The 22,652-nt window shown below is 72.9% G+C and carries 20 protein-coding genes; 10 read left to right on the forward strand and 10 right to left on the reverse strand.

The window, feature by feature from the left end; all coding sequences use genetic code 11:
• The 4 genes from ACL03H_RS19670 to ACL03H_RS19685 form a co-directional block, all read right to left on the reverse strand.
• Positions 1–409: thioesterase family protein (locus ACL03H_RS19670; RefSeq protein WP_412812744.1), on the reverse strand; the 409-nt coding region annotated here is incomplete at its 3' end.
• Complete coding sequence (locus ACL03H_RS19675; protein ID WP_412812745.1) at positions 406–1,365, reverse strand: 3-hydroxyacyl-CoA dehydrogenase NAD-binding domain-containing protein; 960 nt, start codon at positions 1,363–1,365, stop codon at positions 406–408. The genes ACL03H_RS19670 and ACL03H_RS19675, both read right to left, overlap by 4 nt.
• Complete coding sequence (locus ACL03H_RS19680) at positions 1,365–2,255, reverse strand: beta-keto acid cleavage family enzyme (RefSeq protein WP_412812746.1); 891 nt, start codon at positions 2,253–2,255, stop codon at positions 1,365–1,367. Before ACL03H_RS19680 ends, ACL03H_RS19675 begins: the two co-directional genes overlap by 1 nt.
• A gap of 156 nt (positions 2,256–2,411) precedes the next feature.
• On the reverse strand, positions 2,412–2,996 hold the full coding sequence (locus ACL03H_RS19685) for a SanA/YdcF family protein (RefSeq protein WP_412812747.1): 585 nt from the start codon (positions 2,994–2,996) through the stop codon (positions 2,412–2,414).
• A gap of 898 nt (positions 2,997–3,894) precedes the next feature.
• Between ACL03H_RS19685 and groES the strand changes: the two genes are divergently transcribed.
• On the forward strand, positions 3,895–4,185 hold the full coding sequence (groES, locus tag ACL03H_RS19690) for a co-chaperone GroES (protein ID WP_412812748.1): 291 nt from the start codon (positions 3,895–3,897) through the stop codon (positions 4,183–4,185).
• Between the two features lie 239 nt (positions 4,186–4,424).
• Positions 4,425–6,044 carry a chaperonin GroEL gene (gene groL, locus ACL03H_RS19695; RefSeq protein WP_412812749.1) on the forward strand — a complete coding sequence of 540 codons (1,620 nt, stop codon included), beginning with the start codon at positions 4,425–4,427 and terminating at the stop codon, positions 6,042–6,044.
• Positions 6,045–6,272: 228 nt separating this feature from the next.
• On the opposite strand, the gene ACL03H_RS19700 is transcribed toward groL, so the two are convergent.
• Positions 6,273–6,575, reverse strand: coding sequence for a WhiB family transcriptional regulator (locus tag ACL03H_RS19700; RefSeq protein WP_412812750.1), 303 nt, complete (start codon positions 6,573–6,575; stop codon positions 6,273–6,275).
• Positions 6,576–6,774: 199 nt separating this feature from the next.
• On the opposite strand from ACL03H_RS19700, the gene ACL03H_RS19705 reads away from it, so the two are divergent.
• The 4 genes from ACL03H_RS19705 to ACL03H_RS19720 all read left to right on the forward strand — a co-directional run bounded on the left by ACL03H_RS19705 (position 6,775) and on the right by ACL03H_RS19720 (position 11,382).
• Positions 6,775–7,986 (forward strand): MerR family transcriptional regulator, encoded by a 1,212-nt coding sequence (locus tag ACL03H_RS19705; RefSeq protein WP_412812751.1) that lies wholly within the window; start codon positions 6,775–6,777, stop codon positions 7,984–7,986.
• A 297-nt stretch (positions 7,987–8,283) separates the two neighbouring features.
• Entirely contained in the window at positions 8,284–8,880 is a 597-nt protein-coding gene (locus ACL03H_RS19710) for a response regulator transcription factor (RefSeq protein WP_184483053.1), read from the forward strand.
• A gap of 648 nt (positions 8,881–9,528) precedes the next feature.
• Positions 9,529–10,101: a sigma-70 family RNA polymerase sigma factor gene (locus ACL03H_RS19715; protein WP_184483051.1), complete on the forward strand. Its 573-nt coding sequence runs from the start codon at positions 9,529–9,531 to the stop codon at positions 10,099–10,101.
• Entirely contained in the window at positions 10,102–11,382 is a 1,281-nt protein-coding gene (locus tag ACL03H_RS19720; RefSeq protein WP_412812752.1) for an anti-sigma-D factor RsdA, read from the forward strand.
• A gap of 81 nt (positions 11,383–11,463) precedes the next feature.
• Here ACL03H_RS19720 and ACL03H_RS19725 read toward each other — a convergent pair whose 3' ends face one another.
• Positions 11,464–11,865, reverse strand: coding sequence for a DUF5319 domain-containing protein (locus tag ACL03H_RS19725; protein WP_412812802.1), 402 nt, complete (start codon positions 11,863–11,865; stop codon positions 11,464–11,466).
• A gap of 237 nt (positions 11,866–12,102) precedes the next feature.
• On the opposite strand from ACL03H_RS19725, the gene guaB reads away from it, so the two are divergent.
• The 4 genes from guaB (at position 12,103) to guaA (ending at position 18,588) form a co-directional block, all read left to right on the forward strand.
• Entirely contained in the window at positions 12,103–13,614 is a 1,512-nt protein-coding gene (gene guaB, locus ACL03H_RS19730) for an IMP dehydrogenase (protein ID WP_412812753.1), read from the forward strand.
• Between the two features lie 323 nt (positions 13,615–13,937).
• Positions 13,938–15,068, forward strand: coding sequence for a GuaB3 family IMP dehydrogenase-related protein (locus ACL03H_RS19735; RefSeq protein WP_412812754.1), 1,131 nt, complete (start codon positions 13,938–13,940; stop codon positions 15,066–15,068).
• Positions 15,069–15,184: 116 nt separating this feature from the next.
• On the forward strand, positions 15,185–16,897 hold the full coding sequence (locus ACL03H_RS19740; RefSeq protein WP_412812755.1) for an FAD-dependent oxidoreductase: 1,713 nt from the start codon (positions 15,185–15,187) through the stop codon (positions 16,895–16,897).
• A 149-nt stretch (positions 16,898–17,046) separates the two neighbouring features.
• The gene (guaA, locus tag ACL03H_RS19745) at positions 17,047–18,588 is read left to right on the forward strand and encodes a glutamine-hydrolyzing GMP synthase (protein ID WP_412812756.1); all 1,542 of its coding nucleotides are present in this window, start codon (positions 17,047–17,049) and stop codon (positions 18,586–18,588) included.
• Positions 18,589–18,770: 182 nt separating this feature from the next.
• On the opposite strand, the gene ACL03H_RS19750 is transcribed toward guaA, so the two are convergent.
• The 4 genes from ACL03H_RS19750 to ACL03H_RS19765 all read right to left on the reverse strand — a co-directional run bounded on the left by ACL03H_RS19750 (position 18,771) and on the right by ACL03H_RS19765 (position 22,474).
• Positions 18,771–19,688 (reverse strand): glycoside hydrolase family 16 protein, encoded by a 918-nt coding sequence (locus ACL03H_RS19750; protein WP_412812757.1) that lies wholly within the window; start codon positions 19,686–19,688, stop codon positions 18,771–18,773.
• A 256-nt stretch (positions 19,689–19,944) separates the two neighbouring features.
• On the reverse strand, positions 19,945–20,967 hold the full coding sequence (locus ACL03H_RS19755; RefSeq protein ID WP_412812758.1) for a LacI family DNA-binding transcriptional regulator: 1,023 nt from the start codon (positions 20,965–20,967) through the stop codon (positions 19,945–19,947).
• 171 nt (positions 20,968–21,138) lie between these two features.
• The gene (locus tag ACL03H_RS19760; RefSeq protein ID WP_412812759.1) at positions 21,139–21,333 is read right to left on the reverse strand and encodes a hypothetical protein; all 195 of its coding nucleotides are present in this window, start codon (positions 21,331–21,333) and stop codon (positions 21,139–21,141) included.
• A complete protein-coding gene (locus ACL03H_RS19765) occupies positions 21,326–22,474 on the reverse strand; it encodes a PspC domain-containing protein (RefSeq protein WP_412812760.1) in 1,149 nt (382 codons plus the stop codon). The genes ACL03H_RS19760 and ACL03H_RS19765 overlap by 8 nt, the downstream gene beginning before the upstream one ends.
• Between the last annotated feature and the right edge of the window lie 178 nt (positions 22,475–22,652).

Here is a 22,652-nt window from a genome sequence, read left to right on the forward strand (position 1 = left end):
GGGGTGCGGGCCCGGTCCAGTCGGTGATCCGCTCGGCCACTTCCGGCGGGAACGGCGCCGACCGGCTCGCGGCCGAGTCGACGTGCAGGGCCAGCAGCTCCTCGGTGGCGACCAGCTCGCCGTCCACCCTCATCTCGTGGCACAGCACCAGCTTCTTCGCGCCGCCGCCGGTGATCAGGGTGCTCACCACCAGCTCCGCGTCCGGGCCGACCTCCCGCAGGTACCGCACGTGCGCCTCGACCGTGTAGACCGAGCACCCCGCGCTCGTCCGGTACGCCGCGTCGAGGCCCAGCCGGTCCAGCACCGCGTCGGTGGCGAAGCCGAACACCAGCACGTAGTAGGCCTCGCTGAGGTGCCCGTTGTAGTCGATCCACTCCGGCCGGACCCGCTGCCGGAACTCGCCGCTCACGCCCCGCCCTCCCGGACGGAGCGCACCGCGCGCAGCACCGCGATCACCGCGCGGTCCCGCTCGGCGACGAGCTCCGCGATGTCCCGCCCGCCGGAGGCGTCCGCGCAGCCCCGCACCATCCGATCCCGCAGCTCGGCGGTCAGCTCCGGTGCTTCCAGCCGCGTCCACGGTGACTTCAGCGAGGGCCCGAAGTGGTCCAGCATGTGCGCCATGCCGCCCTCGCCGCCCGCGAGGTGGAAGGTGAGGCACGGTCCCAGGAACGGCCAGCGCAGCCCGGGCCCCTCGGTGATCGAGGCGTCGATCTGCTCGACCGTCGCCTCGCCCTCGGCGACCATGTGCAGCGCCTCCCGCCACAGCGCCTCCTGCAACCGGTTCGCGATGAAGCCCGGCACCTCGCGGTCCATCGTGATCACGGACTTGCCCGCCGCCTCGAAGAACCGCGCGGCCCAGGACGTCGCCGCCGCGTCGGTGCGCTCGCCGCCGACGACCTCCACCAGGGGGATGAGGTACGGCGGGTTGAACGGGTGCCCCACGACCAGCCGCTCCGGGGTGGCGCAGCGCTGCTGCATCTCGGTCATCCCGTAGCCCGAGGTCGAGGACGAGATCACCACCTCCGCCGGGGTGGCGGCGTCGATCCGGGCCAGCAGGTCCTGCTTGAGCTCCAGGTCCTCGGGCGCGCTCTCCTGCACGAACTCGGCCTCGGCCACCGCCTCCTCCAGGGTGGCGGCGACGGTGAGCGAGTCCCGGGAGGCGCCCGGCGCCAGGCCGAGCTCGGTGAGCGCGGGCCACGCCGCGTCGACCAGGCGCCGCAGCCGCTGCGCCGCGTCCGGCGCCGGGTCCCAGGCCGTCACCTGGTAGCCGCGCGCCAGGAAGTGCGCGACCCAGCCACCGCCGATCACGCCCGCGCCGACGCAGGTGACCCGCCGCACCGCTTCCGGTGCCACCGGGGCCGCCATCAGGCGTTCCGCCGCTTCAGGCCGAGCTTCGCGCGGGCCTGGTCGGGCGTCGCGATGCGCGCGCCCATGCCCTCGACGATCGTCACCGCGCGCTCCACGAGCTGCGCGTTCGTCGCCTTCACGCCCTTGCTCAGGTAGAGGTTGTCCTCCAAGCCCACCCGCACCTGCCCGCCGAGCAGCGCGGACTGCGCCACCCACGGCATCTGGTTGCGGCCGATCGCGAAGCTCGCCCAGTTCGCGCCTTCGGGCAGCATCTTCACCATCGCCTGCAGCACGCCCGGGTCCGCCGGGGCGCCGTACGGGATGCCCATGCACAGCTGGAACAGCGGCGGGGCGTCGATGAGGCCTTCCTCGATGAGCTTCGTCGCGAACCACAGCTGGCCGGTGTCGAAGATCTCCAGCTCGGGCTTGACGCCGAGCTCCTGGATCCGCTTCGCGCCCGCCCGGAGCATGTCGGGGGTGCTGATGTAGAGCTGGCTGCCCTCGCCGAAGTTGAGCGAGCCGCAGTCCATCGTGCAGATGTCCGGCAGCAGCTCCTCCACGTGCGGCAACCGGTCCAGGCCGTTGACCAGGTCGGTGCCGTCCACCGGCTTCAGCGGGTCGTCGGGATCGATCACCAGGTCGCCGCCCATGCCCGCGGTCAGGTTGATCACCACGTCCACTCCGGACTCGCGGACCCGGCGCACCACCTCCCGGTAGAGCGGGACCTCGCGGGAGCCCTGGCCGGTCTCCACGTCGCGCACGTGGATGTGCACCACGGCCGCGCCCGCGTTCGCCGCCCGGACCGCGGATTCCGCGATCTGCTCCGGCGTCACCGGCACGTGCTCGCTGCGGCCGACGGTGTCGCCCGCGCCCGTCAGCGCGGCGGTGATGATCACTTCCTCGTTCATGCGCCCTCCCTCTCGTTCCCGATGTCCGGGCGCGGCGACGCTAGCAAGGGCGTTGCGATATTCGCAATGCTCCGTCCAGGGGGAACTTCGAGAAGGAGTCCGGTAACGCGCTATTTCGGAGAAGCTGGGCGCCGCGGGGGTGAACTGATCGTCGGGTCAGCGACTCAGCCAGAAGGCCTTGGTGATCGCGAGCAGCTCCCGCCGGGAACCCCGCGCCGAGACCCGCCGCAGCCCGTCCGCCGCGGCGTCGTGCCCCACGCCGAACGCCTCCAGGCCCGCCCGGCGGGCCAGGGCGATCGACCGCCGCAGGTGGAACTTCGAGGTCGCCACCGTGACCCGGTGCAACCCGAACCGCGTCACCGCGCTCCGGCAGGACGCCCAGGTGTCCACACCGGACTCGTCCGTGACCACCGCGCGCTCGGGGACCCCGTGCTCCAGCAGGAAGTCCCGCATCACCACCGGCTCGCTGTACCCGCGCGAGCGCGGGCTGCCGCTGACCAGGATCCAGCGCACCAGGCCCGCCCGGTACAGCTCCAGCGCCAAGGTCAGCCTGCCCCGCAGGATCCGGCTCGGCAGCCCGTCCCGGCGCACCCCGGCGCCCAGCACCAGCGCCACCTCGGCGGCGGGCACGTCGGCGAACGTCCGCACCCGGCCGGAACTCCTCGCCCCCACCCACGCCGAGGGGAGCGCCGCCAGCACCAGCGCCCCGCCCACCGCCGCCACACCCCATCGCCCGCGCATCCGGCAAGTGTGCCGTGTCCGGGGAGGCCCGCGAACGGGTACCGCCCGCGACCCGTGAAGTGCCCGCTCCGGGGCCGGGGCCGCCGATGTCGGCGGTGGTGCGGCACTCGCCCGGGGGAAGCGGCACCTGCGGCCCGCTTCCGCGTCTCGGCGTTCCCGCGACCGCTGCCGTTGGCGCCGATCGCGGGACTCCGAGCAGGGCGAACTTGCTTTCGGCTTCACTCGAACGAGTGGAAAGGTGTCAGCGCCCGGCGGGAGTCCGGTTAACTTCTGGCGGGATGTTGATCACCGCGCCACCGTCGGCGATCCGCTCCGGAGGGAGCGAGGTCAGCGGGGGCGCCAGCCGGACCGGCCGGGAGGCCCGGACGGGCCGGGTGGACGAGCGGGGCGAGGGCGGCGTTCCCACGGGCGATTCGTGGGCTTCGTCGGAGCCATGCGGCAGAACCTAAGCCACGACACCCCGATGGTGTGAACCGCCATCGGGGTCCGGTGACATATCCCGCATGCCGATCTACCTGCGAAGATCGGCTCTCGGGCCGGTCGGCGGCGACCGCGCCGCGTCGCCGCCCGGCCCGCTCACCCCGCCCCACCTCGCCGATCCGCTCCTCCGGAGATCGTCGGCGGGGCCGGGGCGAGATCGTTCCCGCTCGCGCGGCCGGGGGGCGGCCCGCGGGAACCGGGCGAGCGCGCGGCGCGGTCGCCCCGCTCCCGGAACCATCCGCGTTCGAGTGACGGACGATCGGGTGCCCGGTTGTTGAGGCTTGGCACTCGCGTGGGTAGAGTGCCAATCAGCACGGCGCCGCAGCGCCCCGGCACCCGCGACGACGGGGAGCACGTGGAGCCGTCACCCAAACCACAGCCAACGCTTACGCAGGCCCCAGAAGGTGGAGGTCACACCGTGGCGAGCATCAAGCCGCTTGAGGACAAGATCGTTGTCCAGGCGAGCGAAGCCGAGACGACCACTGCGTCCGGCATCGTGATCCCGGACACGGCCAAGGAGAAGCCCCAGGAGGGCAAGGTCCTGGCCGTCGGCCCGGGTCGCGTCGACGACAAGGGCAACCGCGTCCCCGTGGACGTGAAGGAAGGTGACGTCGTCATCTACTCCAAGTACGGCGGCACCGAGGTCAAGTACAACGGCGAGGAGTACCTGATCCTCTCCGCCCGCGACGTGCTGGCCGTCGTCAACTGACGATCTCCGCACCATGCGCACCCACCGCCCCGGTGGTCCCGCCTCCGGGACCCCGGGGCGGTGGTCTTTCCTCCCGGCCGGCCGTCCCGCACGCGGCGACTCCGCCGACCCGGCCTCCGAGAGCCGCCCCGGACCGCGCGCCCGGCCGAGCCCGCACGGCCCGGCCGAGGGGCCCGGGTCGCCGAGATCGCGCCGGGACGCACTCCGGCCGTCCACCCATGCTGAAGGGCTGTTGAAACATGGCTAAGCAGATCAGCTTCGACGAGCAGGCGCGCCGCGCCCTGGAACGCGGCGTCAACCAGCTCGCCGACGCGGTCAAGGTCACCCTCGGGCCGCGCGGTCGGCACGTCGTGCTGGACAAGCAGTTCGGCGGTCCGCAGGTGACCAACGACGGCGTCACCATCGCGCGCGAGATCGAGCTCGACGACCCGTTCGAGAACCTCGGCGCGCAGCTGGCCAAGAACGTCGCCACCAAGACCAACGACGTCGCGGGCGACGGCACGACCACCGCCACGGTGCTGGCTCAGGCCCTGGTCAAGGAGGGCCTGCGCAACCTCGCCGCGGGTGCCAACCCCGCCTCGCTGGGCAAGGGCATCCAGGCCGCCACCGACGCGGTCGTCGAGGCGCTCAAGGCCAAGGCCACCCCGGTCAAGGGCCGCGACAACATCGCCCAGATCGCCACCGTCTCCTCCCGCGACGAGAACATCGGCGCGCTGGTCGGCGAGGCGATGGAGAAGGTCGGCGAGGACGGCGTGATCAGCATCGAGGAGTCCTCGACGCTGGCCACCGAGCTCGAGGTCACCGAGGGCGTCCAGTTCGACAAGGGCTTCGTCTCCCCGTACTTCGTCACCGACGCCGAGCGGCAGGAGGCGGTGCTGGAGGAGACCCAGATCCTGCTGCACCGCGACAAGATCTCCAGCATCCAGGACCTGCTCCCGCTGCTGGAGAAGATCGCTCAGGACGGCAAGCCGCTGCTGATCGTCGCCGAGGACGTCGAGGGCGAGGCGCTGTCCACCCTGGTCGTCAACGCGATCCGCAAGACCTTCCGGGTCGTGGCGGTCAAGGCGCCGTACTTCGGCGACCGCCGCAAGGCGTTCCTGGACGACCTCGCCGCCGTCACCGGAGCGCAGGTCATCGCCCCCGAGGTCGGGCTCAAGCTCTCCGAGGTCGGCACCGAGGTCCTGGGCAGCGCCCGCCGCGTCACCGTCACCAAGGACGACACCATCCTGGTCGACGGCCACGGCAGCAAGGACGACGTGCAGGCGCGGGTCGAGCAGATCCGCAAGGAGATCGAGGCCAGCGACTCCGACTGGGACCGCGAGAAGCTGCAGGAGCGGCTGGCCAAGCTGGCCGGCGGCGTCGCGGTGATCAAGGTCGGTGCGGCCACCGAGACCGAGCTCAAGGAGCGCAAGTCCCGCATCGAGGACGCGGTCGCCGCGTCCAAGGCGGCGGCCGAAGAGGGCAGCGTCCCCGGCGGTGGCTCCAGCCTGATCCACGCCGCCAAGGAGCTGGAGGGCGACCTCGGTCTCTCCGGTGACGAGGCCACCGGCGTGCGGCTGGTCCGCAAGGCGCTGGAGGCTCCGCTGTTCTGGATCGCCAGCAACGCGGGCCAGGAGGGCGCGGTCGTCGTCTCCAAGGTCAAGGACCTGGACTGGGGCGCCGGCTACAACGCCGCCACCCTCACGTTCGGCGACCTGGTGCAGCCGGGCATCGTCGACCCGCTGAAGGTGACCCGCTCCGCGGTCGCCAACGCGGCTTCCATCGCGCGCATGGTGCTGACCACCGAGAGCGCCGTGGTGGAGAAGCAGGAGGACGACGAGGAGTCGGCCGCCGGTCACGGCCACGGCCACTCGCACTGACCGGGACGATCCGGCACTGACCGGAACGATCCGGCGCGCCGCCGCGAGCGGCGCGCCCGATCCCGGTCGTGAACGCGAATCAGGGGCGGCACCCGCATCGGGTGCCGCCCCTGATCTCGTTCGCGCCGCGTGCTCCGGGTGCCGCAGCGGATGACGCCCCTCGCAGTCATCCGATTCGGCTCGCCCCGGCGCGGCGCCGCCACCACCGCGCTGCGCGGTGGCCGCGTCTCAACCGGCGAGCGCCGCCACCCGGCGCTTGCGCGTCTTGATGATCACCTCGCGTTCGGACTCGGAGAGCCCGCCCCAGATCCCGTACGGCTCCTGCACCGCCAGCGCGTGCCTCCGGCACTGATCGAGAACCGGGCAGTGCTGGCACACCTCTTTCGCCTTCGCCTCACGCCGAGCGCGCGCAGGACCGCGTTCGCCGTCGGGATGGAAGAAGTACGCGCTGTCCATCCCGCGACACGATCCCCTGATCTGCCAGTCCCAGATGTCAGCGTTCGGGCCTGGAAGACGTCGAGTGTCGGCCATTGCGACAACCACCTCCCACCGGTGGATCCCCTCCCCGCCACGGCGGCTGCCGTGGCCTCGCATGATCCAAGGTAGAACCGCGCCAATGCTTGTTCAACCCCTTTCGCGCCGAAAGCTGTTCACTGACGGGTGATCTCTGACCGGTGGCATCCGGTCCCGCACGCTTGCCACCGGCCGCCGCGATCCGGAACATGACCGCGTGACCTTGTGGGAGGAACCCCTGTCCGGGCAGCACGGTGCTGCCCGGTCGGCCGAGCCGCGACTTGCCGACCGGGCGGACGGCTCGCGCGCGCCCGGTGCCGCCGCGGCGTCCGGCCGAGATCGCGACGAGGGCGCGGCCGGGATCGGCGGCTCGGACGCCGGTGGGAACGCCCAGGAGGCGAGGGCGGAGCTCGCGGCGGGCTCGCTCGGTTCCGACCCCGAGGAGCCGCGGCTGACCGTGGCCGCCGTCGCCCGGCGCCTCGGCGTCGCGCCCGCGACCCTGCGCACCTGGGACCGCCGCTACGGTCTCGGCCCGAGCGATCACGCCTCCGGCCGCCACCGCCGCTACGGGCCGGAGGACGTCGCGCGGTTGGAGCAGATGCAGCGCGCCCTGCTGCGCGGTGCCTCCCCGGCCGAGGCGGCCCGGTACGCGCTCGCCGCCACCCCGCCGCTGCCCCGCGACGGGGGCTCGGGCGGATCTCCCGCTCCCGCCGTCGGCGCCGGGGAACCCGCGCTGATCTCCGGGGTGCTGGGCCCCGCCGAGGACCCACCGCTGGAGTCCGCCGCCACCGGCGGGCGCGGCCTGCGCCTGACCGGTGCGGGGCCGCGCGCCCGCGGGCTCGGTCGCGCCGTGCTCGCGCTGGACGCCTGGCACCAGCAGCGGCTGCTCGCGGAGTCGATCGCCGAGCAGGGCGTGCCCGCGACCTGGCGCGAGGTGCTCTGCCCGGTGCTCACCGCCGTGTCCGAGCGCTGGCAGCACACCGGAGCCGGGGTGGAGGCATTACGCCTGCTCACCGACAGCGCCGCCACCGCGCTGCGCGGCGTGCTCGCGACCGCGCCCGAGCCGAGGAACCCGCGCCCCGTGCTGCTGGCGCCGGTGCCGGGGGAGGAGCAGGCGCTGGAGCTGGTCGCGCTGGCCGCCGCGCTCGCCGCGCGGGGGGTGGGGCATCGCTTGTTCGGCGCCGGGCTGCCGCCGGAGGGCCTGAACGCGGCGGTCCGCCGGGCGGCGCCCGCCGCCGTCGTGCTGTGGGCCGAGCAGCCGCACTACGCGGCCCCCGGGTTGCTCGCCGGGCTGCCGGCGACCCGGCAGCGGGCGCGGTTGTTCACCGCGGGCTCGGGATGGGCGCCGGGCGAGTTGCCGGGGAACGCGGAGGCGCTCGGCTCGCTGGACGAGGCCGCTGACCAGCTGACCCGGATCATGCTCGGCTGATGTGATGCAAATCACAACCTGCCGGAGTTCAGCTGACTTCTGGGTGTCGCGAGATCGGGTGGTAGATCGCTCGAGAGGGGCACAACTGAGTGAACATCGCAGGTCTGGGCGTTGTGCGAGCGGTGACGATCCTGGTCGTCGGCCCCCGCGTCGGCCCCTGCTCCGTTCCGGTGAATTCCTCGAACGAGTGGCGTGAGCCGATCTCTGGACGGATTCAGCACTAGATCGTGTCAAGGTTCCCGCCCCTGCGTCCGATAGGGGAAGAGGAACGTCACTCGCCTGCAGGAAGGAGTTCCCGTGACGACGGTCCTGATCTGCGATGACCGACGCAGCGTCCGGGAAGGGCTCACTCGCGTGATGTCTGCTGTCCCAGGAGTGAGCCGGATAGATTGCGTAGCCCACGGTGACGAGCTGCTCGCGCGCTTCGCGCGGCAAGCCGTGGACGTCGTGCTGGTCGGCACCCAGCGCGCGGTGCCGAACGGCGTCGAAGCCACTCGGCGGCTCGTCTCCGCCCACCCCCAAGCCAACGTGATCGTCTTCGGTGCGCCGGACGACGCGGGCAGCATCGCGGCGGCCATCGCCGGCGGTGCGCGCGGTTACCTGCGCTGGGACGCCTCGCGGCCCGAGCTGGTCGCCGCGCTGGCGCACACCCTCGCCAGCACCTCGGTCCCCGCGCCGCGGCAGCCGTCCGACCCGGGCGTGCAGCTCACCGAGCGCGAGCTCCAGGTGCTCCGGGGAATGAGCCAGGGGAAGAGCAACGGCCAGATCGGCCGCGAGCTCTACCTCTCGGAAGACACCGTCAAGACCCACGCCCGCCGCCTCTTCCGCAAGCTCGGGGTGCGCGACCGGGCGCAGGCGGTGGCGCACGGGTTCCGGCGGGGATTGGTCGCCTGAGCCCAGCGGGCTGCCGCGGATGCCCACCTGCTCGCCCCGACGCCCCGGTCGCAGCGCCGCGCGCGCCGACCGCCCGCGGGCGACGGGTCGCACCCCGCACCGGGTGCGCGCCGGGATCGAGATCCCGCCGCACGGTTCCGGTGCCCGGTCCGGCCCGGCGATCGAGCCCTCGCGCACGAGGGCTCGGCGGACGACCCGAGCAGGATCCGCGGGAGCTCCTTCCTGCTGTGTGACGCCCCTCGCCGGAACGCGGCCCCAGGCCGCCGCCCGGTTCACCTCGACGCCGCCGTTCGGGCTCGGCGGCGTCGGCAGGACCTCGGTGTCCGCCGTCATGTCCCGGTGCCGACCAGCACCGGCGCGTGACGGCGGACACGCCTCATGATCCGGCCGGGCCGGGCTTCGGCCGTCGTGCCGCACGTGCCCCCCTACCACTTGCCGATCAGCTCGGCTCCCGCACTGGGCGAACGATGGCCTGGTGGATATCTGGTAGTTATGGTTACGTGACAACGACCGCCGATCGCCCCGACTCCCTGTCCAGGGAGCTGTCCTCGCCCGGTACGGTGACCTCGGCGCTGCGTGCGGTGCACGTGATGTTCGCCGGGCAAATCCGAGTCGCTTGAACGCGTAACACCAGGGCTGCTGTCTGCGATGAGCAACGTGGGGGACGGGCTGGACGCGCTTGTGGGCGCCGCCGTCGACGGCGATCGTCAGTCGATCGAGCGCTTGCTGGCTGAAATCCGTCCTTTGGTGGTGCGGTACTGCCGCGCCAGGGTAGGACGAAACGAACGATCGTTCGCTTCGGCGGACGACGTTGCCCAGGAAGTGTGCCTCGCCGTGTTGACGGCGCTGCCCAGCTACCGGGACCAGGGTCGTCCTTTCCTGGCGTTCGTGTACGGCATCGCCGCGCACAAGGTTGCTGATGCGCACCGGGCATCGGCTCGCAACCGCTCCGAACCGGTGGCGGACGTTCCGGACACCCCGGAGTCCGAGGCCGGGCCGGAGCAGCGGGCCATGCAAGGTGAGCTTTCGGGCAGGATGGCGCAGCTGTTGCGCGTCCTCCCGGCCAAGCAGCGGGAGATCCTGCTGCTCCGGGTGGTCGTCGGGTTGTCCGCGGAGGAAACGGCCGAAGCGGTCGGTTCGACTCCGGGTGCTGTGCGAGTGGCGCAGCACCGAGCGTTGGCCCGGCTGCGCAAGACGCTGTCCGCGGAGGAGGTGGTCTGAATGGTCGAGCGGGATGAGCCCGAGCATGTTCCGGAACGAGAACACGCTTCGGACGCGCCCGTCGATTCCGGCCGGCAGGACGACCGTGCGGGCGGGGCTTCGGAGAGCACTCCGGGCGCTCCCGCCGCTGGTGAGGGAGCCGAGCTGATCGACAATCGAGAGTCCGACTCCGCCACCCAGGTGGCCGACGGGTCGAACACCGCCGAGGTCGCCCACGGCCCGGTCCCGGACGCCGCGGACCACCTTACCGGCCGTTCGGCTCATTCGGCCACGCGTGCGGAATCCGCCGAACGCCTCGACCGGCCCGGCCGCGAGGACGAGCCCGCCCGGCCCGGTGACCTGGGGGCCACGGTCCTGGACTTCCGGCCCCGGCCCGTCCTCACCGATCCCGCCGCCGACACCGAGCAGGCCACCGCCGCCGGGCTGATCGATCCCGACGAGATCGGCGCGGAGCCGCTCAACCTCGCCGAGCTCCAGGCGGACGACGCGCTGCTCGACGCGCTCGGGGGAACCAACCCGAGCGTGCCCGCCGAATCCGCCGACGCCGCGCCCGCGCTGGAATCGCTGCTGGTCGCGTGGCGCCGGGAGGTGGACGCGGCTCCGATCGGCGATCTCGTGGACACCGACGCCGCCGCGGCCGCGATCGCCGCGGGCAGCCGCCCCCGGCGGAAGTCCCGGCGCAGACACCTGGTGCCGGTGGCCTCCGCCGCGGCCGTGCTGATGATCGGCTTCACCGGGGTCGGGCTGGCGGCGCGGGACGCGATGCCGGGCGACATGCTCTGGGGCGTGGCCCAGGTGCTCTACACCGACCACGCCCGGGAAGCGACCGCGGCGCAGGCCGCGCAGGACCAGCTCGACCAGGCCGAGCACCAGTGGGACGCCGGGCGCTACGACGACGCCCTCGCCTCGCTGGAGCGCGCGCGCCTGACCATGCAGGGCGCGGGTGACCGGTTCAAGGACCTCCAAGCCCAGCACGACGAGCTGCGGGAGCGGTTCCAGAACCCGTACCCGCCGGAGACCTCCACCTCGCACTCCACGTCGAGTTCGCAGGACGCGCCGACGACCACGGTGGAGCCGCCGCCCCCGTCCAACCAGCCGCTGCCGCCCACGGACCTGCCCACCCCGACGTCGCCGAGCACGCCGAGCTCCTCGCAGCAGCCGACCGAGCCGACGACGCAGCCGAGCGAGACCAGCGGCAGCACGGACGTGCCCTCCAGCGGGAGCAGCGACGATCCCACCGATCCGCCCAACGGCGGTGGTTGGTTCCCGGGGCCGAACTGAGCCGTCGCTCGCGATCCGCACCGAGGTCCGCACCCGCCGGGGTGCGGACCTCCGCGCGTTCCGGGGCCGCTCTCGTGGCGGTCAGCGGGTGTTCTCGTTCTCCGTCTCGGTGACCCCGTCGGCGAAGCCGCGGCAGTACTCCCAGCTCATGTAGTCGCTGGGGTCCGGGGCGAAGGCCGGTTCGTGCGGGCGCATCTGCCCGTCGTGCAGCAGCTGCTCCAGGCTGGAGCGCAGCAGCTCCCAATCGTGGTAGTGCGGCTCGCCGCAATCGGTGCAGTCGACGACGATGCCGCGCACGCCGCGCGGCTCCAGCAACGCCTGGTAGACCGCGAGGTCGGTGAGATCGGAGAGCAGCTCGGCTCGTTCGTCCTCGCCCAGCGGCGGGCCGAACTCGGGATCCTGGTCGTCGAGAGCCCTGCTCGGATCGTCCGGGTCGCCCGCGAACGGGTCTGGGGGCAGCGGATCGTGCGGCACGCCCGGCACGGTACCGCCCACCGCGACCTGCACCGGCGCTCGGGGCGCTCGTGAGCGGGGGTGCGCGGCGCGCCCCACCGCTGACCTTTCCTGACCAGCGGGTCTCTATCATGGGTGCATCGCACCTGCCGCTCGCACCGGTACGGCGTCGAACCGCCGCTCCGGTCGCCCGGTATCGCCGATGAGCCCCCGCCCGGATCCTTCGGTAACCACACCGTTGCTTGCAGGAAGGCACACCGCCTCGCCATGACCAGCGAACTGACCGCCCCCGGATTCCCCGCGAAGTTCGCGACGCTCGGGTTGACCTTCGACGACGTCCTGCTGCTGCCCGACGAGTCCGACGTGATCCCCAGTGCCGTCGACACCGCTACGCAGCTGTCGCGCAACGTCCGGCTGCGCGTGCCGCTGCTGTCGGCGGCGATGGACACCGTCACCGAGGCCCGGATGGCCATCGCGATGGCCCGTCAGGGCGGTGTCGGCATCCTGCAGCGCAACCTGTCCGTCGAGGAGCAGGCCGCGCAGGCCGAGGTCGTCAAGCGGTCCGAGGCCGGCATGGTGACCGACCCGGTGACCTGCTCGCCCGAGGACACCATCGCCGAGGTCGACGCGCTGTGCGCCCGGTTCCGCATCTCCGGCGTCCCGGTCACCGACCCGGACGGCACGCTCGTCGGGATCATCACCAACCGGGACATGCGGTTCGAGGCCGACCACACCAAGCGGGTCCGCGAGATCATGACCGCCGCGCCGCTGGTGACCGCGCAGGTCGGGGTCACCGCGGAGGCCGCGCTCGGCCTGCTGCGCAGGCACAAGGTCGAGAAGCTCCCGATCGTGGACAACGCGGGCAAGCTCCGCGGCCTGATCACCGTCAAGGACTTCGTCAAGACCGAGCAGTACCCCAACGCCACCAAGGACCCGGACGGCCGGCTGCTCTGCGGCGCGGCCGTCGGCGTCGGCGCCGACTCGCACGAGCGGGCGATGGCCCTGGTCGACGCGGGCGTGGACGTGCTCGTCGTCGACACCGCGCACGGTCACTCCCGCGCCGTCGTCGACACCGTGGCCACCCTCAAGAAGGAGCTCGGCCACTCCGTCGACGTCATCGGCGGCAACGTCGCCACCCGGGCCGGGGCGCAGGCCCTCGTGGACGCGGGGGCGGACGCGGTCAAGGTCGGCGTCGGGCCCGGCTCGATCTGCACCACCCGAGTCGTCGCCGGCGTCGGAGTGCCGCAGATCAGCGCCATCTACGAGGCCGACCAGGCCTGCCGCCCCGCCGGGGTGCCGATCATCGGCGACGGCGGCATCCAGTACTCCGGCGACATCCCCAAGGCCATCGCCGCCGGCGCCAGCAGCGTCATGCTCGGCAGCTTGCTCGCGGGGACCGCCGAGTCTCCCGGCGACCTCGTGCTGGTCAACGGGAAGCAGTTCAAGGTGTACCGGGGCATGGGGTCGCTCGGGGCCATGCAGAGCCGTGGGCAGGCCAAGTCCTACTCCAAGGACCGCTACTTCCAGGACGACGTGCTCTCCGAGGACAAGCTCGTGCCGGAGGGGATCGAGGGCCGCGTTCCGTTCCGCGGTCCGCTGGCCCAGGTCGTCGATCAGCTCGTGGGCGGGTTGCGCTCCGGGATGGGCTACACCGGCTCCACCACCGTGGCCGAGCTGCAGCGGGCGAACCTGGTGCGGATCACCGCCGCCGGGTTGAAGGAGTCGCACCCGCACGACATCACCATGACCGTGGAGGCTCCGAACTACACCACCCGGTGAGGTGCGGTCCTCTTCGCGGGGCTCGGGGCCTTCGGTCCTGAGCCCCGCTTCTCCTTCCGCCAGGTCGTTCCTGGTCCTCATCGCGTCCGCGCTGGTGCCGCGCGGCGGGTGGCGGAACCGCAGCGGCCCCCGCCGCGGGATCTTCGGGCGGTGAGGCGGCGTTCTCGCGGGGGGCCAGCGGCGGTGCCGGGTGGGGCCCGGCTCGGGGCGGCTGACGCGGTCGGGACGGGGCGCGCCGGGATCGCTCCCGGGGGTGGGCTGAGGCCGGCTGGCGCGGGTGGGGAGAATGCTCCGTTGGAGTGTGGCCGTAGGGAGGACTTGACGTGCGGGATCTGGTTGAGATCGGCATGGGCCGGACGGCCATGCGCGGGTACGACCTGGAGGACATCGAGATCGTGCCGTCCCGGCGGACCCGGTCCTCTCAGGACGTGTCGCTGGCCTGGCAGATCGATGCCTACCGGTTCGGCATCCCGCTGGTGACGCATCCGACCGACGCCGTGGTCTCGCCCGCCACGGCGATCCGCGTCGGGGAGCTCGGCGGGCTCGGGGTGCTCAACGCGGAAGGGCTGTGGGCGCGGCACCCCGACGTCGAGGCGCGGTTGTTCGAGGTCGTGCGCACCGCCGAGGAGAGCGACGACCCGGCGGCGGCGATCAAGCTGCTGCAGGAGCTGCACGCGGCTCCGATCCGGCGCGACCTGCTCACCCAGTCGATCAAGCAGATCAAGGACTCCGGCGTCACCGTCGCGGCCCGGGTCAGCCCGCAGCACGCCGAGGAGCTCACCCCCGACCTGCTCGCCGCCGGGGTCGAGGTGCTCATGGTGCACGGCACCATCGTCTCGGCCGAGCACGTCGCGCGGGACGGCGAACCGCTGAACCTGAAGCGCTTCATCGCCGACCTCGACGTGCCCGTGATCGCGGGTGGCGTCGGCGACTACCGCACCGCGATGCACCTGATGCGCACCGGCGCTGCCGGGGTCATCGTCGGGTTCGGCCAGTCCCGCTCCGCCACGACCACGCAGGTGCTCGGCATCGGCGTGCCGATGGCCACCGCGATCGCCGACGCCGCCGCGGCCCGCCGCGACTACCTGGACGAGACCGGTGGTCGCTACGTGCACGTGCTCGCCGACGGCGCGCTGTCCTACTCCGGGGACATCGCCAAGGCCATCGCCTGCGGCGCCGATGCCGTCGTGCTGGGCGAGGCGCTCACCGAGGCCGAGGAGGCCCCGGCGCAGGGCTACTACTGGACCTCCGCCGCCGCGCACCCGAACCTGCCGCGCAGCGAGATCGTCGGCTTCGCCGGTTCCGGCGCGGACCTGGAGACGCTGCTGTTCGGGCCGAGCAGCGACCCGTTCGGCGCGATCAACCTGTTCGGCGGTCTGCGCCGGGCCATGGCCAAGACCGGGTACTCCGAGCTCAAGGAGTTCCAGAAGGTCGGACTGACGCTGCGCCGCTGACGTTCCGGGGGGTGCGGCCGAGCGGTCGCGCCCCCGGGCCGCACTCCGCCACCGGTCCGAGCGGAGTCCGCCGAAACACTAGCTACCCGTGAGTAACGACGGCTACGGTGTCCGGCATGGCTTCCAGCAACGGTGCTCAGGGTCCTCGTCGGCAGCACTTCGACGTCGTCGTGATCGGTTCCGGCTTCGGCGGCAGCGTCGCGGCGCTGCGGCTCACGGAGAAGGGCTACCGGGTCGCCGTGCTGGAGGCGGGCCGCCGGTTCGCCGACGACGAGTTCGCCAAGACCTCCTGGGACCTGCGCCGATTCCTGTGGGCGCCGCAGATCGGCTGCTACGGCATCCAGCGCATCCACCTGCTGCGGGACTGCCTGATCCTCGCCGGGGCCGGAGTCGGCGGCGGCTCGCTGGTCTACGCGAACACCCTCTACCGGCCGCTGTCGCCCTTCTACCAGGACCCGCAGTGGGCGCACATCACCGACTGGGAGACCGAGCTCGCTCCGCACTACGACCAGGCGAGCCGGATGCTCGGCGTCGTCACCAACCCGACGACCACGCCGTCGGACGAGGTGATGAAGCAGGTCGCCGCCGACATGGGCGTGGGGGCGAGCTACCACCCGACCCCGGTGGGCGTGCACTTCGGCGCCCCGGGCAAGACCGTGCCGGACCCGTACTTCGGCGGCGCCGGGCCCGCGCGCACCGGCTGCACCGAGTGCGGTGCCTGCATGACCGGCTGCCGGGTCGGCGCGAAGAACACGCTGGTCAAGAACTACCTGCACCTCGCGGAGGCCGCGGGAGCCGAGGTCTTCCCGATGACCACCGCGCACCGGCTCGCCGAGGGCCGGGACGGAGGCTGGCGGATCCTGACCCGGCGCACCGGGGCGCGGAGCGCGCTCGGCAGCAGGGTGTTCACCGCGGACCAGGTCGTGGTGGCCGCCGGGACCTGGGGCACCCAGAACCTGCTGCACCGCGCCCGCGACCGCGGCGACCTGCCCCGGCTGTCCGCCCGGCTCGGTGAGCTCACCCGCACGAACTCCGAGGCGATCATCGGTGCGCAGGTCCCCGAGGTCGGCGAGCAGGACTACTCCCGCGGCGTCGCGATCACCTCGTCGTTCCACCCGGACGAGGACACCCACATCGAGCCCGTCCGCTACGGCAAGGGCAGCAACGCGATGGGGCTGCTCCAGACCTTCCCGACCAAGGGCGGCCAGCCGGACCCCCGCTGGAAGCAGTGGCTGCGGTTCGTGCGCCAGGACCCGAGGCGGGCGCTGCGGATGGCGGTGGTGCGGAACTGGAGCGAGCGCACGATCATCCTGCTGGTGATGCAGAGCCTGGACAACTCGCTGATGACCCGGGTGCAGAAGGGCCTGTTCGGCTCCCGGCTCACGTCCCGGCAGGGCCACGGAGCGCCCAACCCGAGCTTCATCCCGGCGGGCGAGGAGGCCAACGAGCGGGTCGCCGAGAAGATCGGCGGCATCGCGGGCGGCACCTGGGGCGAGCTGGCGGACATGCCGATGACCGCGCACTTCATCGGCGGCTGCGCCATCGGCGAGAACGCCGACCAGGGAGTCGTCGACCCCTACCACCGGGCGTTCGGGCACCCCGGGCTCTCGATCGTGGACGGCTCCGCGATCACCGCGAACCTGGGGGTGAACCCGTCGCTGACGATCACCGCGCAGGCCGAGCGGGCGTTCTCGATGTGGCCGAACAAGGGCGAGCCGGACCGCCGCCCGGCCCCCGGCGAGGGGTACCGGCGGGTCGACCCGATCGCCCCGCGGCGTCCGGCGGTGCCGGCGGAGGCCCCCGCCGCGCTGCGGTTGCCCCTCGTCTGACCCGGAGCCGATGGCCGGGTGGCGCGGGCTAGCTGGGATGATGGGCGCAGCGCACGCATCCGCCTGGAGGTTTCGACGACGTGTCCGGTTCCGCAAGCAGCCCTGACCAGTCCCCGGCATCGGGTCCGCCGCGCGAGGGGAAGGGGCCCGTGCTCGTTCTCGACTACGGCGCCCAGTACGCGCAGCTGATCGCGCGCCGCGTCCGCGAGACGCAGATCTACTCCGAGGTCGTCCCGCACGACACCCCGGTCGAGGAGATCGCCCGGCGCGATCCGGCGGCGCTGGTGCTCTCCGGTGGTCCCTCCAGCGTGTACGCGGAGGACGCGCCGCAGGGCGACCCGGCGCTGTTCGAGCTGGGCGTGCCGGTGTTCGGCATCTGCTACGGCTTCCAGGTCATGACGGCGGCGCTGGGCGGCACCGTCGAGCGCACCGGGACCCGCGAGTACGGCCGCACCGAGCTGGAGATCAGCGGTGACGGCGGCGCGCTGCACGAGGAGCTGCCCGCGAGCCACCCGGTGTGGATGAGCCACGGCGACTCGGTGACCAAGGCCCCCGAGGGCTTCACCGTCACCGCGGGCAGCAAGGACACCCCGGTCGCGGCCTACGAGAGCCGCGAGCGCCGCCTCGCGGGCGTGCAGTACCACCCGGAGGTGGCGCACTCCCCGCACGGCCAGGAGGTGCTGCGCCGGTTCCTGCACGACATCGCGGGGATCAAGCCGCAGTGGACCACCGCCTCGATCGTGGACGACACGGTGGCGGCGATCCGCGAGCAGGTCGGCGACCGGCGCGCGATCTGCGGGCTGTCCGGCGGCGTGGACTCGGCGGTCGCGGGCGCGCTCGTGCAGCGGGCCATCGGTGAGCAGCTGACCTGCGTGTTCGTCGATCACGGCCTGCTGCGGGCGGGCGAGCGCGCGCAGGTGGAGCGGGACTTCGTCGCCGCCACCGGGGTGAAGCTGGTGACGGTCGAGGCGACCGAGCAGTTCCTCGGGGCGCTGGCCGGGGTCACCGACCCCGAGGAGAAGCGCAAGATCATCGGCCGGGAGTTCATCCGCAGCTTCGAGCAGGCGGCGCGCGACCTGGTGCGGGGCTCCGAGGGCGACGTGGACTTCCTGGTGCAGGGCACGCTGTACCCGGACGTCGTGGAGTCCGGCGGCGGCACCGGCACGGCGAACATCAAGAGCCACCACAACGTCGGCGGCCTGCCCGACGACCTCCAGTTCGAGCTGGTGGAGCCGTTGCGGGCGCTGTTCAAGGACGAGGTGCGCCGGGTCGGCCTGGAGCTGGGCCTGCCGGAGACGATCGTGCACCGGCAGCCGTTCCCCGGTCCGGGCCTCGGGATCCGGATCATCGGCGAGGTCACCGCGGACCGGCTGAGCACGCTGCGCGCGGCGGACGCCATCGCCCGCGAGGAGCTCACCGCCGCCGGGCTGGACCGCGACATCTGGCAGTGCCCGGTGGTGCTGCTGGCCGACGTGCGCTCGGTCGGCGTGCAGGGCGACGGGCGCACCTACGGGCACCCGGTGGTGCTGCGGCCGGTCTCCAGCGAGGACGCGATGACCGCGGACTGGACGCGGCTGCCCTACGACGTGCTGGAGCGGATCTCCACCCGCATCACCAACGAGGTCGCCGAGGTCAACCGGGTCACCCTCGACGTGACGTCGAAGCCGCCGGGCACGATCGAGTGGGAGTGATCGCCTCCCGGTGATCGCCGCCCGGCCCAGCGGAACGGCCGCCTCTCCTCGCGGAGGGGCGGCCGTCGTGCTCGGGGCGTGGCCTCGGTGCGACCGGACCGGTGGTCCGGTGCGCACCGGGGCACGCCTCCACCCGGTTCACGCGCGCCGTGGGCGCGGGTCACGAGGCGCGTGATCGGGAATCACTGCTCGACCCGGACCCAGTCGATCAGGTACCGGGCGTTCCCGGACTCGATCTTGTCGACCGATTCCTGCGGGAGACCGAAATAGGGCTCGGTCACGCCGTTGACGCCGTTCGGGAACTGCCCGCCGAGCGCGAAGTTCAGAATCATGAACTGCGGGTCGTCGTAGACCCACGTCCAGCCGTTCTGCTCCATTTCGGCGCGGGTGATCTGGTAGATCTCCTTGTCGTCGACGGAGAAGGTGAATCCGTCGGTCTGCCAGTCCACCTCGTAGGTGTGCCAGTCGCCGGGGTCCATGCCCTCGAACTGCTGCTGGCCGGCGATCGGGGTGTCGCCGTTGTACTCGGGGCCGTGCAGCGCGACGCTGGTCCACGGCTCGCCGACGCTCTCCATGACGTCGACCTCGCCGCACTGCGGCCAGGACACCTCGTCGATGTTCGCGCCCAGCGACCACCAGGCGGGCCAGAGGCCCTGGCTGGTGCCGCCCTCGGGGAGCTTCACCCGGGCCGAGTAGCTGCCGTGGGTGAACTCGAACTTGTCCTGGGTGTTGACCCGCCCGGACTGGAAGTCGTACGTGTTCCCGTCCGGGGCCTGGAAGCCCGGGGTGCTGCGGGCGTGCAGCGCGAGCGCGCCGTTGCTGGCGCCGGTCGCGGCGTCGTCGTGGTCGATGTAGATCGTGTCGGGGGAGTTGACGTAAGCCTGCTGCTCCGAGTTCACCGTGGTGAAGTTCTCCCCGGTGACCTCGACCTTCCACTTGGACTGGTCGAGCTCCTGGCCGGAGAAGTCGTCGAAGAACACCTCGGCCTTCGGCTGGGGCGCGGACTGGGCCGGCGCGGTGGTGGCCGAAGCGGTGGCGAACGGGAACAGGCAGAGCGCGGCCAGCGTGGTGCCTGCCGCCTTGAAACCGGTTCGGGACACGGAATCCCTCCTTCGGGACGTCGAAAGACGAGAGCGCTCTCAACGGAACAGGCTGCTCACCTGAAACGTTCCGGTAAAGGCTATATCGATGCAGCTGGAAATGATTAGGCCGATCGGCTGCTCTTCGGCGCTCAACGGGAGTCGGTCGCGCTATTCGGCAACCCTCCTTGACCGTTATTGCCAGAATTTTGGCGAGAAATGGTCTCGGCGCTTCCGGCGATCTTGAATTCAATTCGGGAAAAACGGCAACGCGCATTCATGCCGATTCCCGCCGGACGAGTCGCACCGGCAGCACCTCGCGGCCCGGCGCCACCCGCTCCCCGGCGATCAGCCGCCGCAGCAGCGCGACCATGTGCGCGGTGCGCAGCGCGGGGTCCTGCCTGATCGTCGTGAGCGGGGGAGAGGTGTGCGGCGCGATCGTCGGCTGGTCGTCGAAGCCCACCACCGCCACGTCTTCGGGCACCCGGCGGCCCGCCGCGCGCAACGCCCGCAGCGCGCCCGCCGCCATCAGGTCGTTCGCCGCGAACACCGCGTCCAGGCCGGGCACCCGCTCCAGCAGCGCGGCCATCGCCCGCTCCCCGCCCGGCTCGGTGAAGCCGCCCGGCTCGGCGCGCAGCGCGGTCGCCGCCTCGTCGGCGCCGGTGGCCTCCCGCCAGCCCGCCAGCCGCTCCAGCCCGGCGTGCTCGTCCTGCGGGCCGGCCACGGTCACCAGCTCGCGCCTGCCCAGCCCGAGCAGGTGCTCGGTCGCCAGCCTGCCGCCGCCGACGTTGTCGTGATCCACCAGGTGCAGCCCCCGCTCCGGGATCCAGGGGCGGCCGCCGAACACCACCGGCAGCGGCAGCTGCCGCACCGCCTCCGGCAGCGGGTCCTCGCGGTGCGGGGCCAGCACCAGCGCGCCGTCCACGTGCCCGGCGGCCAGGTAGCGCGCGATCCGCGCGTGGTCGTCCGGCCGGTGCACCAGGAGGAGCACCAGCTGGCTGTCCACCGCGGACAGGTGCTGGGAGACGGTGCGCACCGCGGAGGCGAAGAACGGGTCGTCGAAGAACTTGTGCTCCGGTTCCGACAGCACCAGCGCCACGGCCCCGGTGCGCCGGGTGACGAGGGCGCGGGCCGCCCGGTTCGGCACGTAGCCGAGATCCCGCACCGCGGCCTCGACCAGCTCGCGGGCCTCCGGGCTCACCCGGGGCGAATCGTTGATCACCCGGGACACCGTCGCCCGGGAGACCCCCGCGCGCACCGCCACGTCCTCCAGCGTGGGCCGCGCCCCGGGCACGCTCATCCGCCGCTCCCCCTCCTCCGCGCCCGGCCGCGCGGAGCTCTCCGGTCCCGGACGTCGGCAGACGTCCTCGACCGATCATGCCGGAACCCGGGGGACCCCGAGCGCGGAACGGGCCCGGAGCCGCGGCCCCGGGCCCAGCGCCCCGATCCACCCCCGCTCCGCGCCCCCGGGTCAGCGCCGCCGCGCGGAGGCGACCAGCAGGAAGATCCCCACCAGAACAGCCAACCCCGCCAGCGACCACTCGATCCAGAAGTCGTGCGAGCCGCCGAACAGCACCGAGCCCGACACCACCAGCGCCAGCGCTCCCGACACCAGCAGCGGGGTGTCCGGTCCCCGCCGCGCCTCGTCGCGCACCTCGTCAGCCACGGAGCACCTCCACGTCGCCGTTGTTGACCGCCAGGTGGAGCCGCAGCTGTCCACCGCCGGGACCGTCTTCACCGGGATCGGCGACGTCCAGCTGGGTCCGGGAGCCGCCGGACTCCCGGTTGCCGAGGCAGTCCGCGGTCCCGTTGTTCGTGATGCAGCGCGCGGAGGTGTCCAGCCCCGGCGGCAGCAGCACCCGGACCTGGCCGTTGCCGACGCGGGCCTTGGTCTCGACCCGCTCGTCCGGGCCGAGGCGCAACTGCCGCAGGTCCAGGGTGAGCGTGCCGTTCGAGATGTACGGGTACTCGGGCCGCAGCGCGGCGGGAGCGGTGGCCACGACCTCCTGGTCGCGCGCGGTTGGGGGACCGTCGGGCTCGCCGTCCCCGATCGCGCCGAGCAGCACGGCCAGCGCTCCCACCGGCAGCGCGCAGGCGATGAGCATCCGGCCGCCGCGCAGGAACGCCGCCGCCAGCATTCCCGCGCCGAGCACCCCCAGCGCCACCGCCAGCGCGGCCGCCGCGTTCCCGCTCAGCAGCAGCACCACCGCGCAGGCGAGCACCGCCGCGCCGATCGCGAGCCAGCTGATCCACGGCCGCTTCGGCGGCTCCGGCTCCGCCTCCGCCGGCGGTTCCGGCAGGTCCCAGGCGAACGGCGCGGCGCCCAGCGGGTCCCAGCGCGGCGGTTCGGCGGGGGCGGCACCCGGGTAGACCCAGGTGTTCTCGCCGACCGGGGCCGCCTCGGTTCGCGCCGGGGCGGCGGGCGCTCCCTCCCGCTGGTGCAGCAGGTAGAGCGCGGCCACCGCAGCCGGGAACACCAGCCATCCGTGCGGGTAGAGCATCGGCAGCGCCACGAACAGCCCCAGCAGCACCAACGCGGAGAGCCCCAGCACCCGGCGGAGACCGCCGTCCCCCGGGGCGGGCTCCGCCGCGGGAAGCACCGCCCAGAGCGCCAGGTACAGCGCGAGGCCCCCGCCGCCGGGGATCGTCGCCACGACGAACGCCACCCGCACCAGCACCGGATCGATGTCGTAGCGCCGCCCGATCGCGGTGCACACCCCGGCGAGCTTGCGCCCCTCCCGAGACCGGGCCGGTCTCGTCTCCCACATCTCGCGCAGGACCGCCCCGGCGCTGTCGTTCCCGTTCATGCCCCCACTGTCGACCGATCACCGCCCGCGGCGCATCGGGGACGCCCCTGAGTCCGGCCCCGGAAGCCCTGGGGCTTCCCCGATGCCCCCGTTCCCGCGCGCGTGTGACCATCGACGGCGTGAGAACCCGGACCCAGCGCGGTCGAGGCCGCGCGCTCCGCCAGGAGCGGCCCGCCGC

This window comes from Saccharopolyspora antibiotica (assembly GCF_047200635.1).
Taxonomy (GTDB): Bacteria; Actinomycetota; Actinomycetes; order Mycobacteriales; family Pseudonocardiaceae; genus Saccharopolyspora_C.